Origin of the sequence: Pseudomonas sp. 18-147 (assembly GCF_051048045.1) — a bacterium.
GTDB classification, from domain to species: domain Bacteria; phylum Pseudomonadota; class Gammaproteobacteria; order Pseudomonadales; family Pseudomonadaceae; genus Pseudomonas; species Pseudomonas aeruginosa.
Genome location: NZ_CP182296.1, coordinates 2930179 through 2946333 on the forward strand (window position 1 = coordinate 2930179; position 16155 = coordinate 2946333).

The window sequence follows — 16155 nt, forward strand, 5'->3', positions numbered from 1 at the left end:
TGGTACGGCCCATTCCACGTGCCTGCGTTGGCTAACGCCGCAGCCAGTCCTCCAGTTGCTCCGGCAGCATCGGCTGGGCGATCAGATAGCCCTGGCCCTCGTGGCAGCCCCATGCCTGCAGCAGGTGGAAGGTGTCGTGGGTCTCTATGCCTTCCGCGACCACCCGATAACCCAACTGGCTGGCCAGGCCGATCACCGCCTGGGTGACGCTCTGCGCCTTCGGCGAGCCGGCGAGGTCGCGGGTGAACGATTGGTCGAGCTTGATGGCGGTGATTGGCAGATCGCGCAGGTAGGTCCAGTTGCTGTAGCCGGTGCCGAAGTCGTCCACCGCGATGCCCATGCCAAGCTCCCGGGCACGCAGCAGCACCGAGCCGACCGCCGAGGCGTCGCGGATGAGTACGCTTTCGGTGAATTCCAGCTCGAGGGCGGAAAGGTCGATGTCGTAGGTTTTGGCGAGTCTGACGGCCTCTTCCAGGAAGCTGCTGTCTTCCATGTCCGATGCCGATACGTTGATCGCCAGCCTGAGCGGGATGTTCCGTGCGTTCCATTGCGCCAGCTGGGCCATGGCATGGCGCAGCACCCAGTCGCTGAGGGGGCGCATCAGTGCGGTTTTCTCCGCCAGGGGCACGAATTCGGCGGGGCTGACGAAGCCGAGTTGCGGGTGCCGCCAGCGCAGCAGCGCTTCCACGCCCGTGCACCTGCCTGTCGGCAGGTCGATTTTCGGCTGATACACCAGATGGAAGCCTTCTTCGGTTCCGATCGCCTGGGACAGCGAGGTCAGCAATGTGAAGGCACGCTGCTGGGCCTGGTCCAGCGGCGGGTTGTAGCGGGCCCAGCCGACACCGCGGTCGCGGGCGTCGTCGGCCGCGCTGACCACCAGGCGCAGCCAGTCCTGATCGCCGTCGAGGGTATCGTCGGCAAGCGGTAGTACGCCGAGGCCCACGTTGGCCTTGATCGGGATCCCGCGACATACGACGGGGCTTTCGAAGGCCCGCAGCAGGCGGAGGCAGACCGACTCGGTTTCTTCCTGTTGCTGCCGTGGCAGGAGCAGTCCGAAGCGCGTCGGGCTGATCTTGTAGAGAGTGAAATCCGGCAGTTCCGCGCGGATGCGGTCGCGCGCCTCGAGCATGAGGTCGTTGGAAAAGGGATAGCCCAGCGTACGGATGATGGTATTCAGCAGGGCGAGGGGCAGGAGGTCGGCGGCGATCACGGTGAGGGCGCCGTCGCGCTGCAGGCGCAGGGAAACGTCCTCCTGCAGGCGGAGACGGTTGTACAGGCCGGTTGGCTCGTCGATGTAGTTGGTCGAGCGGAGCGTATGGATACGGGCCATCACCAGCCGGGCGAAGTGCTCGAGCATGGCGACGTCCCGCTCGGCCAGCGGCCCGCGTGGTTCCCGGTCGATGACGCAGAGGCTGCCGAGGTTGAGACCTTCCGCGGTGGCCAGCGGAGCCCCGGCGTAGAAGCGGATGCGCGGTTCGCCTTGCACATAGGGGTTGTCCCGGAAGCGCGGGTCGAGGGTGGCGTCGGCCACCTCGAATACTCCCTTGCCCAGGATCGCATAGGCGCAGAATGAATCCCGTCGCGGCGTCTGCCGGATATCGAGGCCGATGCTCGCGCGAAACCACTGGCGCTGATGGTCGAGGATGGAAATGAGCGCGATGGGCGTCTGGAAGTAGGACGTAGCGGCGGCGAGGATTTCCTCGAATACCTCGTCCGCACCTTCTTCCAGCAGACCGAGTTGGTCGACGTAGGCCTGTCTCGAATGCTCGTCCTCGGGATAGGGTGGGGTTGCCATGCTGGACTCCTGGGCTACTGCGATGTCGGGCATCGGCAATCAATGATGTCATTGTGCCTTTATTTCGTGGAGCGCGGGCTCTTTTCCCAGATTGCAGCGATGAAAGGGCATGGAGGTTGATCGCGGTCATGCCGGTACGGCCTTCGACGCCGACGCCAGCTCTGCGAAATCGATTACCTGGTAAACGGACTCTTCCTATATCGGCCAGCATCACCGCTCGCTAAAACGGTCGCACATGCTTCCACCGAGAAAAGACATGTCCGACACGCTCTCCTTCGCCTCGCGCCTCTGCAAGTTCGTCATCCTTCTCGTCATCCTGCTGATCGGCGGCGCCAGCCTCTTCCTGTGGTGGCTGGGGCGGCCTTACCAGGACGCCATGTCCGCCTTCGTCCCGTTGCTCATGCCGATGCTGTTTCTGGTGCTGGCGTTCGACACCTTTCGCGCCTTCTCCCGCCCCGGGCGCTAGGCCTCCGGGCGCGCAGGCACCGATGCAGCGCTGTATCCCCGTGCTGCCCCCTGTCAGCACTGATACGTGGAGCGGCGGGCTCTCCGCCACAGCGGAAGGGCCAGCTCATGCCTGCCCGCCGAGTGGCGCTTCGCTCAATGGCCGGGGAGAATGTCCACGGCGCCCGGCTTGTCATAGGCGCCGAAGCGATCGACCAGGGTCGCGCTGGCGGCGTTCAGGCCCAGCACGTCGACCTGCACGCCGCGCTGGCGAAAGCCCAGGATCACCTTGTCCAGTGCCGCGACGGCGGTGACGTCCCACAGGTGGGCGTGGCGCAGGTCGATGAGCACATGCTCCAGCGTCTCTCTCAGGTCGAAGGCGGCGATGAACCTGCCGGACGACGCGAAGAACACCTGCCCGCTCACCTGGTAGTGGCGGCGGGTGCCGTCGGCGGAGCGTTCGCTGTCGATATCGAGGTAGTGCCCGATCTTGTTGGCGAAGAACAGCGAGGCCAGGAGAACGCCCGCGACCACGCCGAAGGCCAGGTTGTGGGTGGCGAGGACCACGCCGACCGTCACCAGCATGACCAGGTTGGTCGATAGCGGGTAGCGCTTCAGGTTGCGGATCGACTCCCAGCGGAAGGTGCCGATGGATACCATGATCATCACCGCCACCAGGGCCGCCATGGGAATCCGCCCGACCCAGTCGCTGAGGAACACCACCATCAGCAGCAGCGCGACGCCGGCCACCAGGGTCGAGAGCCGGCTGCGCCCGCCGGATTTAACATTGATCACCGACTGGCCGATCATCGCGCAGCCAGCCATGCCGCCGAGCAGGCCGGTGGCTATGTTCGCCAGGCCCTGGCCCTTGCATTCGCGGTTCTTGTCGCTGCCGGTGTCGGTCATCTCGTCGACGATGGTGGCGGTCATCAGCGACTCCAGAAGGCCGACCACCGCCAGGGCGGCGGAGTAGGGCAGGACGATCAGCAGGGTGTCGAGGTTCAGCGGCACGTCCGGCCAGAGGAACAGCGGCAGGCTGTCGGGCAACTGACCCATGTCGCCGACGGTGCGGATGTCCAGGCCCAGGTAGATGGATATGCCGGTGAGGACCAGGATGCATACCAGCGGAGAGGGCAGCAGCCGGCCGATCCGTGGCAGGTGCGGGAAGCCGTAGACGATCGCCAGGCCCGCGGCGGTCATCGCGTAGACCGGCCAGCCGACATCGGTGAGTTCGGGTAGCTGGGCCATGAAGATGAGGATCGCCAGGGCATTGACGAAACCGGTCACCACCGAGCGCGAGACGAAGCGCATCAGCGAACCCAGGCGCAGGTAGCCGGCGAGTATCTGCAGCACGCCGCAGAGCAGGGTCGCCGCCAGCAGGTATTGCAGGCCGTGGTCCTTCACCAGGTTGACCATCAGCAGCGCCATGGCGCCAGTCGCGGCGGAGATCATTCCCGGACGGCCGCCGGCGAAGGCGATCACCACCGCCATGCTGAAGGAGGCGTACAGGCCGATCTTCGGGTCGACCCCGGCGATGATGGAGAAGGCGATGGCCTCGGGGATCAGCGCCAGGGCGACGACCAGGCCGGCGAGCAGGTCGCCGCGGAGGTTGGAGAACCAGTTCTGTTTCAGCGTCTGTAGCATCGGGATACCCAGGGGCGAGGCACGGCCCGTGCAGTCGGTCGACAGCGCGGGCCGCGGGATGGCATTGGAAAAAACAAGGGATGACGACAGGCGTTCAGGCGAACGAACGCTGGCCACGGTCGTTCGGACCGTGGCCGGAAGGGGCAGGCATGGCTATGGCGGAGTGGGCAGCCAGGTCATCGGGGAGTAGCGGGTAGTCGCTTGCAGGGAGCGGCAGCATAGCCGATTCGACAGGTTCGACCAAGCCGGCAGCTCGGGCTTTCCCTGGGTTGCGTCGCGATCGACGGCATGGAACCAAACAAGCGAAACGGTTCTAAGCTATCGAGGGATCGTCCTCGCATGGAGAGAACATCATCATGTTCAACACTCGTTCTGTGCTCGCGCTGGTCGTGAGCCTGTCCCTGATCGGCGGTACGCCTGCCGTCCTGGCCGACCCGGGCAATGGCAAGGGCAACCCGCACGGTAACCAGATGGACGGCGGAAAGGGTAACAAGGGCAACAAAGGCAACCAGGGTGGCCACGACAACCATGGCGGCCCCGGCAACAAGGGCGGCGGCGCCGGCCAGAAGGGCAACGGCGGCGGCAACTGGGACTCGGGACCGCGTATCGACGTCGGCGGGGTACGGGTGATCCTCGGCGACAACCGCGGCTACTGGAACCCGGGGCCGGCCCTGCCGCCCGGCATCCAGAAGAACCTGGCGCGCGGCAAGCCGCTGCCGCCCGGCATCGCCAAGAAACTCGACGGCCGCCTGCTAGGCCGGCTGCCGCACTACGACGGCTACGAGTGGATGCAGGCCGGCACCGACCTGCTGCTGGTGGCGGTGGCGACCGGGCTGATCTACGAGGTGCTGGACAACGTCCTCGACTGATCGAACCCTGGCTGTGCATGGCGGATAGCGCCACAACGCTATCCGCCATGACCCCCCGTTGGAGCGGCGGATAATCGCGTTGCGGTTGTCCGCCTTACCTCATGGAAGTCGTTTCCTTACCCCAAGTCAGGCCCGCAGGCGTTGCAGGGCATCGCCCAGTTGCGCGGAGAGGCCGTGGAGATCGCGGCTGGCGGCTTCGGTCTGCTCCACCTGTTCCTGGTTGCTGGAGGCGATCGAGGCGATTTCCGTGAGGTTGCGGGAAATGTCCTCGGCCACGGCGGTCTGTTCCTCGGCGGCGGTAGCGATCTGGCGGTTCATGTCGCGGATCGATTCGACCGAGGCGGTGATCTGGCGCAGCATGGTGCCGGCGTTGGCAACCTGCTCGGCACCGGCCTCGCTGCGCGACTGCCCGCTTTCGATGGCGCGCGCGGCATTCACCGCGCCGTTCTGCACGGTATCGATGATCTGGTGGATCTCGGCGATGGACTCGGCGGTGCGCTGCGCCAGGGTGCGGACCTCGTCGGCGACCACCGCGAAGCCACGGCCGGCATCGCCGGCGCGGGCGGCTTCGATGGCCGCGTTGAGAGCGAGCAGGTTGGTCTGCTCGGCGATGCCACGGATCACGTCGAGGACCTTGCCGATCCTGCCGCTATCGCTTTCCAATTGGCGGATGACCTCCACCGTATGGTCGATCTCCTTGCGCATCTCGCCGATGCTGCGAATCGTTTCTTCCATCACGTCTTCGCCGCGCTGGGCGGAATCGTCCGCCTCGTCGGCGGCCCTGGCCGCGTCGCCGGCGTAGCGCGCCACTTCCTGGGCGGTGGCGGACATTTCCTGCATCGCCGTGGCGACCTGGTCGGTGCGGCTGAACTGCTCGCGGGTACCGGCCGCCATCAGGCTGGCGATCGCGTTCAGCGAGCCGCTGGCGCTGTCCAGGTCGCGGGTACTGCGCCGCAGCCGGTCGAAGATGTCCACCAGGAAGTCGCGCAGGGTGTTGGCGGCCAGGGCCAGCTTGCCGAGTTCGTCCTTGCGCCGGATCTCGATGCGCTCGCCGAAGTCGCCATGGCTGAGCTGGGCGATGTGCTCGATCAGGCGTTGCACCGGACGGACCAGGTTGCGGTTGACCAGCCACAGGCTGAGCAGGGCGACGGCCAGGCTGGCGCCGATCAGCACCAGGCTGCCGAGCAGCATGGTGCGCCGGGCCTCCGCGCTGATGGAGGAGGAATGGAGATCACTGGCCTGGTGCAGTTCGTCGCGCAGGGTCTGCATCTGCGCGGTGGTGGCGCGGTCGATGCCGGTCACCGCCTGGTCGCCGGCGATGGGGTCGGCGCCCGCCTCGAGGAACCGTTGCCTGCCTTGTCGGTAAGCCGTACCGAGTCGCCGGTGCTCTTCGCGCAGGCGCTCGACACGATCCTTCAACTCGCCTTCGGCCACGCTGCCCAGGCGCCCGAGGATGTCCTGCACCGCTCGCTCCTGGGCTTCGAACTGGCTCCAGTATTTCGTCTGGGCCTCCGTCTGGCGTCCGCGCAGCAGGACGTTCTTCCATTCCTGGACCTGGCCGCGGAATTGCAGGTTGGCCTCGTCGATCAGTTGCGCCGCCCGCACGGGGCCGCCGAGCAGCTCGCGGTAGGCGCGTACGTCGCCGGTCAGCGAGCCGAAGCAGGCCAGGGCTATGAGTAGCAGCGCCGCCAGGCTGCCGCCGAGCAGGACAAGGATTTGCGCACGTAGGGATTGTTGCAGCATGGAACGCCTCGATGGATTGCCAGGTTGGACCGGCACGCAGGCTGCGACGAGGCAGCCGAGGACGTCCCTGTGGCCCGGCGAGGCGGGCATGGCGCGTGTTCCGGCTCGCAGAGTATCGACAGCGGATCTGACAACTTGAGGACGACGCAGGGGCCGGGCCAGAGCCGACGAAGGGAAATAGCTGGCATGGATGTTCTGCGGGGCTTCGGTTAATCTCTGTGACGAATGTCACATTGTGCCAGTCGAAGGATCTGACTCATGGATGTCCCTCCCACCGTTCAGGATGAACAGGCCGTTTCCCGCCAGTTGCACTCGTTGAGTGTGCGCAATCTCGCTCACCTGGCCGCTGCCCTGACCCAGCTCGGCTTCGAGCTGTCGCGCAGCTCCGACCCTGGCACCCGCCAGGCGGCCAATGCCTTCATCGGCCAGTTGGCCAATATCAACCAGGACATTGATCGACAGATCGAGCTGCTCAGCGCGCTGGACGCCGACAACGTGGGGTTTCGCCTGCTGGACGAGGTGCAATACCCGGATGCGCCCGAATGAGCCGACGCCAGGAGCACGCAAAGAGTGGAGGGGGTGTGCGGGCCGAGAGCGGCAGTCTCCCGGCGTGGCGCTGATCAGTCTTCCTGGCGCAGGTCGCTGAGCATCTGCTCCCAGTACTGGTTGGCCTTGCGGTTGAGATCGAAGGCGGCTTGACGCAACTGGTCGTACTCGGCGCCGCTGTAGCCGCTTTCGCGCAGCTTCTGGCGAGCGGCGTCGGCTTCTTCGCGCAGACGGTTGTAGGTCGCCTGGTCGTCCGCCCAGGTCCTGCCTGTGCGCCGGGTGTACTTGTCCTGGGGTTCAGCCATGGGTTCTCCTTGCGGGCCGGATGGGACTTGGAAAAACGCTGCGCTGAACAGACTTTTTCCAATGGCAAAAATTCAAAAAAAACTGACGGATTGCGCGACTTCGCTATTGGTACCGATGTCCCATACCTGTACGCCAGCCGATGAAATTTGTGCGTTCCTCGCCAAGTCGGCTAGCTTGTTCAGGCTTGCGCCTTGGCGCTCGCCGTCTCTCCGGTAAGCTGGGAACGTTGTCGCCATGGGCTCGCAGACTGCGCGGACGGCGCCATGGCGACAGGTCCGACCTTTCCCTCCGATGGGTTTTGCGAGTAAGGAAATGCTATGAGAAGCAAGGCGTCCGGCTTGGCGCTGGTGGTAGTGGCGGGGCTTGTGGCGGGTTGCGCCAGCAGTGGCTATCAGCCCGAGGTCGACTGGCCGGCCGGCTGGCAGGTGATCACCGAGAGCATCCCACCCGAGGCCAGCGACGTGGAGCAACTGGGCTCCCGGCAACTGGCGACCAAGCTCGGGCCGGGAGGCGAGAAGGAAGCCAGCATCGAGTTGCTCAGCCTGAAGATGATGGAAGAGGAGTCGGTGGAGATCGACGGCCAGTTCCAGAGTGTCTTCGATGTCGTCCAATCGGGCTACCGCAAGGCCGGGCTGGGCTCGCGCTGCACCACACCGATCCGCTCGAACCTCGGCGGCCTGGCATCGCTGGAGACCCACTGCCGGATCAGCCAGGGCAACGAGGTGCTGCTGACCCAGATCGTGGCGATGGCCCTGGGACAGCGCGCGATGTACTCCCTGGTATATACCGCCAGTCCGGCCAACAGCGTGGTCTACCGGCAGAGCTACCTGCGCACCCGGGCCAGCCTGGTCCTGCGCTGAAGGGCCAGCCGCTCGACGCCTGGACGCGACCGGCGTCGCTCAGGCTTCCTCGGGCGGCGCCTCGACGCTGAGATAGCGATGGGCGCCGCAACGCCGGCAACGTTGGCGCAGCATCAGGTCGGGGCCTACCGTGACCAGGCTACCTTCGTCCCAGCGGCAACCTCGCAAGAAACAACGCAAGCGCATGACTCCTCCCCGCGGGGCGGCTCGCCCCGTCCACGAAACAGGCAGTGGTGGTGTGGTTCACTCCGGCTTGTTCTTGTCTGGAGGTGGGAAAAGCCTGCGGCGAAGCGTCTAGAATGGGCAACCTAAATTCGCCGGTTCATTCCGCGGCGGGATTCATCACCCAACTGGCGGCGGTGACCTGCGGTGCCAGGCACAGCTCGCCGACCATCTGTTCCACCAGCGAGTCCTCCTTGTGCAGGGTGAACACCACGGCGTTCACTTCCACGTTGCCGCTGCCTTTCAGCGCGTGGCTTTCCAGGCTCTGCAGGTTCAGGCGGTTGTCGCCCATGCGTTGCAGCAACTGCATGCGCACCAGCGCTTCGTTGCGCGCCTCGCAGGACACGCTGATCTGGTAGAAGCGCTCCTGCTCGGCCTCGCCCGAGGTGTGGCGGTCCACCACCCGGCCGAGAGCGGGCAGGAACAGGTTGGCGATGACGATCAGCGCAGTCGTCATGCAGGCCGCCAGGATGAAACCGCTGCCGGCCAGTACGCCGATCGCGCCGGTGCTCCAGATGCTCGCCGCAGTGCTCAGGCCGCGTACGCTGAGGCCGTCGCGCATGATCACGCCGGCGCCGAGAAAACCGATGCCGCTGACTACCTGGGCCGCCATGCGGGTCACGCTGACCTCGTTGTCGAGCAACAACGGCAGGATCGAGAAGCTGGCCGCACCGAGTGCGACCATCGCGTGGGTGGCCATGCCGGAAGAGCGCTGTCGCCATTGTCGCTCGAGACCGACCAGCGCACCGAGGCCGAGGGCCGTCACCAGGCCGATGGCGATTTCCGGGGTCATGCTGTGCTCCTGTGAAAAACCGCCCATTCTACGCCGTTCCGTTGGGCCGCGCCGGGGCCGACGGCCCTGGGCGGATAAGCCTCTTGCGTTTACCTTTACGTTAACGTAAACATGCTCTTCGACTTCACCGACACCGCTCGCCGGTGTCCGTCGTAGCGCCCTGGCGGCGCAGGACGACGGTTCAGCGACATTCCCAGAACAACCACAACAAGGGAAAGCCATGAATCAGCCGAGCTATACCTCGGGTCGCCAGGATGTCGCCTTGCTGGCGACCACCGTCGGCGACGCCTTCGATGCCACCGTCGCGCGTCATGCCGAGCGCGAGGCGCTGGTGGTGCGGCATCAACGCCTGCGCTACAGCTGGCGGCAACTGGCGGAGCGGGTCGATGCCTACGCCCGCGCCTTCATCGCGCTGGGCCTGCGCCCCGGCGAACGCCTGGGGATCTGGGCGCCGAACTGCGCCGAATGGTGCATTACCCAGTTCGCCAGCGCCAAGGTCGGTGCGGTCCTGGTGAACATCAACCCGGCATACCGCAGCAGCGAGCTGGAATACGCTCTCAAGCAGTCCGGTTGCAGTTGGCTGATCTGCGCCGACGCCTTCAAGACCAGCGACTACCACGCGATGCTCGGCGACCTGCTGCCGGAGCTGGCGCGGGCGCGTCCGGGCGAACTGGCCAGCGAGCGCCTGCCGGAACTGCGCGGCGTGATCAGCCTGGCCGAGCGGGCGCCGGCGGGCTTCCTGCACTGGCAGGGCCTGCCGGGGCTGGCCGCCGCGGTAGGCGCCGAGGAACTGCGCCAGCGCCAGGCCTCGCTGCAGTTCGACGAGCCGATCAACATCCAGTACACCTCCGGTACCACCGGCTTCCCCAAGGGCGCCACCCTCAGCCACTACAACATCCTCAACAACGGCTACATGGTCGGCGAAAGCCTCGGACTCGGCGCGGAAGACCGCCTGGTGATCCCGGTGCCGCTGTATCACTGCTTCGGCATGGTGATGGGCAACCTCGGCTGCGTCACCCACGGCTCGACCATGATCTACCCGGCGCCCAGCTTCGACGCCGAGGCGACCCTGCTGGCCGTGGCCGAGGAGCGCGCCACCGCGCTGTACGGGGTACCGACCATGTTCATCGCCGAGCTGGATCATCCGCGCCGCCGCGAATTCGACCTTTCCAGCCTGCGCACCGGAATCATGGCCGGCGCCACCTGCCCGATCGAGGTGATGCGGCGGGTCATTGGCGACATGCACATGGCCGAGGTGCAGATCGCCTACGGCATGACCGAGACCAGTCCGGTGTCGCTGCAGACCGGTCCGGACGATGGCCTGGAGCTGCGCGTGACCACTGTCGGACGCACCCAGCCGAGGCTGGAGAGCAAGATCGTCGACCAGACGGGCAGGGTGGTGCCGCGCGGCGAGATCGGCGAGCTGTGCACCCGCGGCTACAGCGTGATGCTCGGCTACTGGAACGACCCCCAGGCCACCGCCGAGGCCATCGACCCGGCGCGCTGGATGCACACCGGCGACCTGGCGGTGATGGACGACGACGGCTACGTGCGGATCGTCGGGCGCAGCAAGGACATGATCATCCGCGGCGGCGAGAACATCTATCCGCGCGAACTGGAGGAGTTCTTCTTCACTCACCCGGCGGTGGCCGACGTGCAGGTGATCGGCATCCCCGACGAGCGCTATGGCGAGGAAATCGTCGCCTGGATCAAGCTGCATCCGGGCCACCACGCCGATGACGAACAGTTGCGGGCGTTCTGCAAGGCGCGTATCGCTCACTTCAAGATCCCGCGCCACTTCAAGTTCGTCGACGAGTTCCCGATGACCGTTACCGGCAAGATCCAGAAGTTCCGCATGCGCGAGATCAGCATCGAAGAGATTCGCCTGCTCGCGCTGCGCCAGGGGCGCGATTGAGAGGATGGAGCCGCGCCCCGCTCCTGCGCTAAGGTGGCGGGCGGCGCGCAGCGAGGCGAGAGGGGCGGGTGAAGAACGACGGCGAGACTCAGGTGAGCACCAAGGGCACCATCTCGGTGCGCCTGGTCGGCGAGGCGCTGGTGGAGTGGCGCCGGCAGGGCGGCGAGGAGGGGGAGGTCCTCCAGGCCGCCGGTATCGATCCGCAGCTGCTCGGCAAACCCTACGCGCGGGTCACCTCGCACGCCTATTCGCGGCTCTGGCTGGATCTCGCTCGGCGCATGGACGACGAGTTCTTCGGCATGGACTCGCGGCGCCTGAAGAGTGGCAGCTTCGCTTTCATGAGCCGCTGCGCGATCCACGAGCAGACCCTGGAGCCGGCGCTGACCGGCATCCTGCGATTCCTCTGCCTGCAGTTCGACGACTTCCAGCCGCGCCTGCAGCGCCGCGGCGGCCTGGCGGAAATCGTCCTCGACGAGGCGCCGGGCCGGTACGGGCGAGCGCTGTCCTACTTCACCCTATGGATGATCACCCATGGCCTGGCCTGCTGGCTGGTCGGCCGGCGCATCCCGATCCTGGCCATCGACCTGCGCTGTCCGCAGCCGGACTACATCGAGGACTACCGGGTGATGTTCAGCGACAACCTGCGTTTCTCCCGTCCCCTCAGCCGCCTGCTGTTCAATGCCGACTGCCTGGCCTTGCCGGTCCGCCGCGACAAGCGGGAGCTGCGGCGCTTCCTGCTCGGCGCGCCGGCCAACATCCTGGTCCGCTATCGCGATCCGCAGAGCCTGGCGGCGCGGATCAAGGCCTACCTGCGCAGCCTGCGGCCGGGACGCTGGCCGGACGCGGACGCGCTCGCCGGGCATTTCTTCATGGCGCCCTCGACCCTGCGCCGCAAGCTGTCCCTGGAAGGGCAGAGCTACCAGGCGCTGAAGGACCAGGTCCGCCGCGACCTGGCCATCGCGCGGCTGGACGCCGGCGCGGCGAATTTCGCCGAACTGGCGCTGGAGCTGGGCTTCGCCGATGGCAGCGCGTTCCACAAGGCGTTCAAGAAGTGGACCGGCTCGACCCCCGGGCAGTACCGGACGCAGGTCGCGGCGGAAACCGCGTCGGCCGAGTCGTCAGGCGTCTTGTCCGAAACGCTCGGCCATCGATAGGGTGAATGCCCGCGCAGCGTCATCCGCCGTATGTCGCGAACGGTTCGGCGGGGGCAGGCGGCCAGCACGGATTGTCCAAACCGCTCAGGCAGATTGAAGCCTTTCGACATTGCCCCGCGTCGGCCACGGCGTGAAGATTCCGGCTACTCCATACAAAAACAAGCCGAGGAGTCCTGCAATGCGCGACTACGCCACCACTGCCGCCGGGTTCGACTTGCAGCGGACCGCCGCCGCCACGCTTTCCGGTACGCTCCAGGCGCTCAACGCCTGCGTCGAATGCTGCGACCGGCATACCCTGCCGGGTCGGATCGCGTTGTTCTGGGAGGGCAAGGATGGCAGTCGCGCCAGCTATACCTTCAGCGAGCTGAAAGCGCTTTCCGGACGTTTCGCCAATTTCCTCCAGGCCCAGGGCGTACGCCCGGGCGACTGCGTCGCCGGCCTGTTGCCGCGCACGCCCGAGCTGCTGGTCACCATCCTCGGCGCCTGGCGCCTGGGCGCGGTGTACCAGCCGCTGTTCACCGCCTTCGGCCCGAAGGCCATCGAACACCGCGTGGCGACCGCCGGCAGCAAGGTGCTGGTCACCGATGCGGCCAACCGCGACAAGCTCGACGAACTCGCCGATCCGCCTCTGGCCGTCACCGTCGGCGGACCGAAGGGGCAGGGCATCCGTCGTGGCGATTTCAGCTTCTGGGCCGAGCTGGAGCGCTATCCGGCCGAATTCGAACCGGTTCCGCGCAGCGGCGAGGATCCGTTCCTGATGATGTTCACCTCCGGCACCACCGGCCTGGCCAAACCGGTGCCGGTGCCGCTCAAGGCGATCCTCGCCTTCGTCGGCTACCTGCGCGAGGCGGTGGACCTGCGCCCCGAGGACGCCTTCTGGAACCTCGCCGATCCGGGCTGGGCCTACGGCCTCTACTACGCGGTTGCCGGTCCCCTCGCCATGGGCCATCCGACCACCTTCTACGAAGGGCCGTTCAGCGTAGAAAGCACCTGCCGGATCATCCGTGACTACGGCATCACCAACCTCGCCGGATCGCCCACCGCCTATCGCCTGCTGATGGCCGCCGGCGCGGCCGCGGAAACTGCGCTGAAGGGGCGCCTGCGCGCGGTCAGCAGCGCCGGCGAGCCGTTGACGCCGGAGGTGATCCGCTGGTTCGCCGACAGGCTCGGCACCACCATCCACGATCATTACGGGCAGACCGAGCTGGGCATGGTGCTGTGCAACCACCATGCCCTGGCGCATCCGGTGCGGGTCGGCGCCGCCGGGTTCGCCTGTCCCGGGCACCGGGTAGTAGTGCTGGATGACGATCTCAACGAACTGCCGCCCGGCCAGCCAGGCATCCTCGCCCTCGACCGGCGGCGTTCGCCGCTGATGTGGTTTCCCGGCTACCAGGGCCTGGAAACCGCAGCCTTCGTCGGCGACTACTACCTGAGCGGCGATACCGTCGAACTCAACGAAGACGGCAGCATCAGCTTCGTCGGCCGCGCCGACGACGTCATTACCACCTCTGGCTACCGGGTCGGCCCGTTCGATGTGGAGAGCGCGCTGATCGAACACCCGGCAGTGATGGAGGCGGCGGTGATCGGCAAGCCCGACCCGGAGCGCACCGAACTGGTCAAGGCCTTCGTCGTGCTCTGCGCCGGCCACCGGCCGACGCCGGAACTGGCGGACGCATTGCAGCGATACGTGCGCCAGCGCCTGTCGGCGCACGCCTACCCGCGGGAGATCGAGTTCCTCGAGGAACTGCCGAAGACTCCCAGCGGCAAGATCCAGCGCTTTCTCCTGCGCAACCAGGAGATCGCCCGGCAACGCGAGGCGGCCCCACGGGCGGCCGCCGCGAACTGATTCAGCAGGAGAAAACGACGTGCGTATCGAAAATCGAGTGTTCCTGGTTACCGGCGGCAGCTCCGGCCTCGGCGCCGCCACCGCGAAGATGCTGGTGGAGCAGGGTGGCAAGGTGGTGCTGGCCGACATCAACGCCGAGGCCGGCGCGGCCAAGGCCGCCGAGCTTGGCGCCCAGGCGCGCTTCGTCAGGGCCGACATCGCCAGCGAGGCCGACGGCCGCCAGGCCGTGGCCGCTGCACTGGAGGCCTTCGGCGGCCTCCATGGCCTGGCCAATTGCGCGGGCGTGGCGCCGGCCGAGAAGGTCCTCGGACGCAATGGCATCCATGCCCTGGAGAGTTTCCGCCGGGTCATCGACATCAACCTGGTGGGCAGTTTCAACATGCTGCGCCTGGCCGCCGAGGCCATGTCCCAGGGCCAGCCGGACGAGGGCGGCGAGCGCGGGGTGATCGTCAATACCGCCTCGGTGGCGGCGTTCGACGGGCAGATCGGCCAGGCCGCCTATTCCGCCTCGAAGAGCGGGGTGGTCGGCATGACCCTGCCCATCGCCCGCGAGCTGGCGCGCTTCGGCATCCGGGTGATGACCATCGCCCCGGGCATCTTCGAGACACCGATGATGGCCGGCATGCCCCAGGAGGTGCGCGACTCCCTCGGCGCCAGCGTGCCGTTCCCGCCGCGCCTGGGGCGTCCGGACGAATACGCCGCGCTGGTCCGGCAGATCATCGAGAACAGCATGCTCAACGGCGAAGTGATTCGCCTCGACGGCGCCATCCGCATGGCCGCCCGCTAATACAGGAGGAAGATCCCATGACCCGCGAAGATCCGATCGTCATCGTCAGCGCCGTCCGCACCCCGATGGGCGGCTTCCTCGGCGACTTCAAGGACGTCAACGCCGCTACCCTCGGTGCCGCGGCGGTGCGCGCCGCGGTGGAGCGGGCGCGCCTGCAAGCCGACGAAGTGGACGAGGCCGTGCTCGGCTGCGTGCTCGCCGCCGGCCAGGGCCAGGCGCCGGCGCGCCAGGCGGTGCTTGGCGCCGGACTGGCGCGCGGCACGCCGTGCTCGACGCTGAACAAGATGTGCGGCTCGGGCATGAAGGCGCTGATGCTCGCCCATGACACGTTGCTCGCCGGCAGCGCCGGGGTCGCGCTGGCCGGGGGCATGGAAAGCATGTCCAACGCGCCCTACCTGCTGGAGCGCGCCCGTAGCGGCTACCGCATGGGCCACGGCAAGGTGCTCGACCACATGTTCCTCGACGGCCTCGAAGACGCCTACGACAAGGGCCGCCTGATGGGCACCTTCGCCGAGGACTGTGCCGAGGCCTACGGCTTCACCCGCGAAGCACAGGACGAGTTCGCCGTGGCCTCGCTGACCCGCGCGCAGCAAGCCATGCGCGACGGGCGCTTCCAGGCCGAGATCGTGCCGCTGACGGTCACCGCCGGCAAGACCGAGCGCCTGGTGGATAGCGACGAGCAGCCGCCGAAGGCCCGGCTGGACAAGATCCCGACCCTGAAGCCGGCGTTCCGCGAAGGCGGCACGGTGACCGCGGCCAACTCCAGTTCGATTTCCGACGGCGCCGCCGCGCTGGTCCTGATGCGCCTTTCCGAGGCCGAGCGACGCGGGCTCGCGCCGTTGGCGGCGATTCGTGGGCATGCTTCGTTCGCCGACGCGCCGAACCTGTTCCCCACCGCGCCGGTCGGTGCGGTGAAGCGTCTGATGCAGCGTACCGGCTGGTCGCTGGGCGAGGTCGACCTGTTCGAGGTCAACGAAGCCTTCGCCGTGGTCGGCATGGCGGCAATGCGCGACCTCGACCTGTCCCACGAGCGCCTCAACGTCCACGGCGGCGCCTGTGCGCTGGGCCATCCGATCGGCGCGTCCGGCGCGCGGATCGTCGTGACCCTGCTCAACGCCCTGCAGCAGTACGACCTGGAACGCGGCGTGGCGGCGGTCTGCATCGGCGGCGGCGAGGCGACCGCGATCGCCGTCGAGCGCTTGCGCTGATGCAGGCAGTGAAGAAGAGGAAC

15 protein-coding genes are annotated in these 16155 nt (G+C 67.0%); 9 read left to right on the forward strand and 6 right to left on the reverse strand.

What is annotated here, in order from left to right:
• Positions 1–31: 31 nt before the first annotated feature.
• Positions 32–1795: a cyclic di-GMP phosphodiesterase gene (locus tag ACM0M4_RS14105; protein ID WP_003113344.1), complete on the reverse strand. Its 1764-nt coding sequence runs from the start codon at positions 1793–1795 to the stop codon at positions 32–34.
• A 256-nt stretch (positions 1796–2051) separates the two neighbouring features.
• On the opposite strand from ACM0M4_RS14105, the gene ACM0M4_RS14110 reads away from it, so the two are divergent.
• Positions 2052–2261, forward strand: a complete 210-nt coding sequence (locus tag ACM0M4_RS14110) for a hypothetical protein (RefSeq protein WP_003102501.1) — start codon at positions 2052–2054, stop codon at positions 2259–2261.
• 134 nt (positions 2262–2395) lie between these two features.
• On the opposite strand, the gene ACM0M4_RS14115 is transcribed toward ACM0M4_RS14110, so the two are convergent.
• On the reverse strand, positions 2396–3883 hold the full coding sequence (locus tag ACM0M4_RS14115; protein ID WP_054376141.1) for a SulP family inorganic anion transporter: 1488 nt from the start codon (positions 3881–3883) through the stop codon (positions 2396–2398).
• Positions 3884–4239: 356 nt separating this feature from the next.
• Here ACM0M4_RS14115 and ACM0M4_RS14120 point away from each other — a divergent pair, with 356 nt between their 5' ends.
• Complete coding sequence (locus ACM0M4_RS14120; RefSeq protein WP_003090028.1) at positions 4240–4752, forward strand: anti-virulence regulator CigR family protein; 513 nt, start codon at positions 4240–4242, stop codon at positions 4750–4752.
• 126 nt (positions 4753–4878) lie between these two features.
• Here ACM0M4_RS14120 and ctpH read toward each other — a convergent pair whose 3' ends face one another.
• Entirely contained in the window at positions 4879–6585 is a 1707-nt protein-coding gene (gene ctpH, locus ACM0M4_RS14125) for a methyl-accepting chemotaxis protein CtpH (RefSeq protein WP_012614083.1), read from the reverse strand.
• Positions 6586–6753: 168 nt separating this feature from the next.
• On the opposite strand from ctpH, the gene plzR reads away from it, so the two are divergent.
• Positions 6754–7041, forward strand: a complete 288-nt coding sequence (gene plzR, locus ACM0M4_RS14130) for a type 4 pili assembly inhibitor PlzR (protein WP_003102510.1) — start codon at positions 6754–6756, stop codon at positions 7039–7041.
• Positions 7042–7115: 74 nt separating this feature from the next.
• On the opposite strand, the gene srfA is transcribed toward plzR, so the two are convergent.
• Entirely contained in the window at positions 7116–7346 is a 231-nt protein-coding gene (srfA, locus tag ACM0M4_RS14135) for a stress response facilitator SrfA (RefSeq protein WP_003090022.1), read from the reverse strand.
• Between the two features lie 318 nt (positions 7347–7664).
• Between srfA and ACM0M4_RS14140 the strand changes: the two genes are divergently transcribed.
• Positions 7665–8207, forward strand: a complete 543-nt coding sequence (locus ACM0M4_RS14140; RefSeq protein WP_003090018.1) for a DUF4946 domain-containing protein — start codon at positions 7665–7667, stop codon at positions 8205–8207.
• Between the two features lie 39 nt (positions 8208–8246).
• Here the strand turns inward: ACM0M4_RS14140 and ACM0M4_RS14145 are convergent, their stop codons facing one another.
• Complete coding sequence (locus ACM0M4_RS14145) at positions 8247–8393, reverse strand: PSPA7_2676 family Cys-rich small protein (protein WP_003090016.1); 147 nt, start codon at positions 8391–8393, stop codon at positions 8247–8249.
• 136 nt (positions 8394–8529) lie between these two features.
• Positions 8530–9222: an MgtC/SapB family protein gene (locus tag ACM0M4_RS14150; protein ID WP_003102512.1), complete on the reverse strand. Its 693-nt coding sequence runs from the start codon at positions 9220–9222 to the stop codon at positions 8530–8532.
• Between the two features lie 220 nt (positions 9223–9442).
• Between ACM0M4_RS14150 and ACM0M4_RS14155 the strand changes: the two genes are divergently transcribed.
• The 5 genes from ACM0M4_RS14155 to ACM0M4_RS14175 all read left to right on the forward strand — a co-directional run bounded on the left by ACM0M4_RS14155 (position 9443) and on the right by ACM0M4_RS14175 (position 16132).
• Positions 9443–11137 (forward strand): AMP-binding protein, encoded by a 1695-nt coding sequence (locus ACM0M4_RS14155; protein WP_003113337.1) that lies wholly within the window; start codon positions 9443–9445, stop codon positions 11135–11137.
• Between the two features lie 68 nt (positions 11138–11205).
• The gene (locus ACM0M4_RS14160) at positions 11206–12291 is read left to right on the forward strand and encodes an AraC family transcriptional regulator (RefSeq protein ID WP_003102515.1); all 1086 of its coding nucleotides are present in this window, start codon (positions 11206–11208) and stop codon (positions 12289–12291) included.
• Positions 12292–12469: 178 nt separating this feature from the next.
• Positions 12470–14137, forward strand: coding sequence for an acyl-CoA synthetase (locus tag ACM0M4_RS14165; RefSeq protein WP_023120500.1), 1668 nt, complete (start codon positions 12470–12472; stop codon positions 14135–14137).
• A 19-nt stretch (positions 14138–14156) separates the two neighbouring features.
• Positions 14157–14924, forward strand: coding sequence for a 3-hydroxyacyl-CoA dehydrogenase (locus ACM0M4_RS14170; protein WP_003102518.1), 768 nt, complete (start codon positions 14157–14159; stop codon positions 14922–14924).
• Between the two features lie 17 nt (positions 14925–14941).
• Positions 14942–16132 carry an acetyl-CoA C-acyltransferase gene (locus ACM0M4_RS14175; protein WP_003108823.1) on the forward strand — a complete coding sequence of 397 codons (1191 nt, stop codon included), beginning with the start codon at positions 14942–14944 and terminating at the stop codon, positions 16130–16132.
• Positions 16133–16155 lie beyond the last annotated feature (23 nt).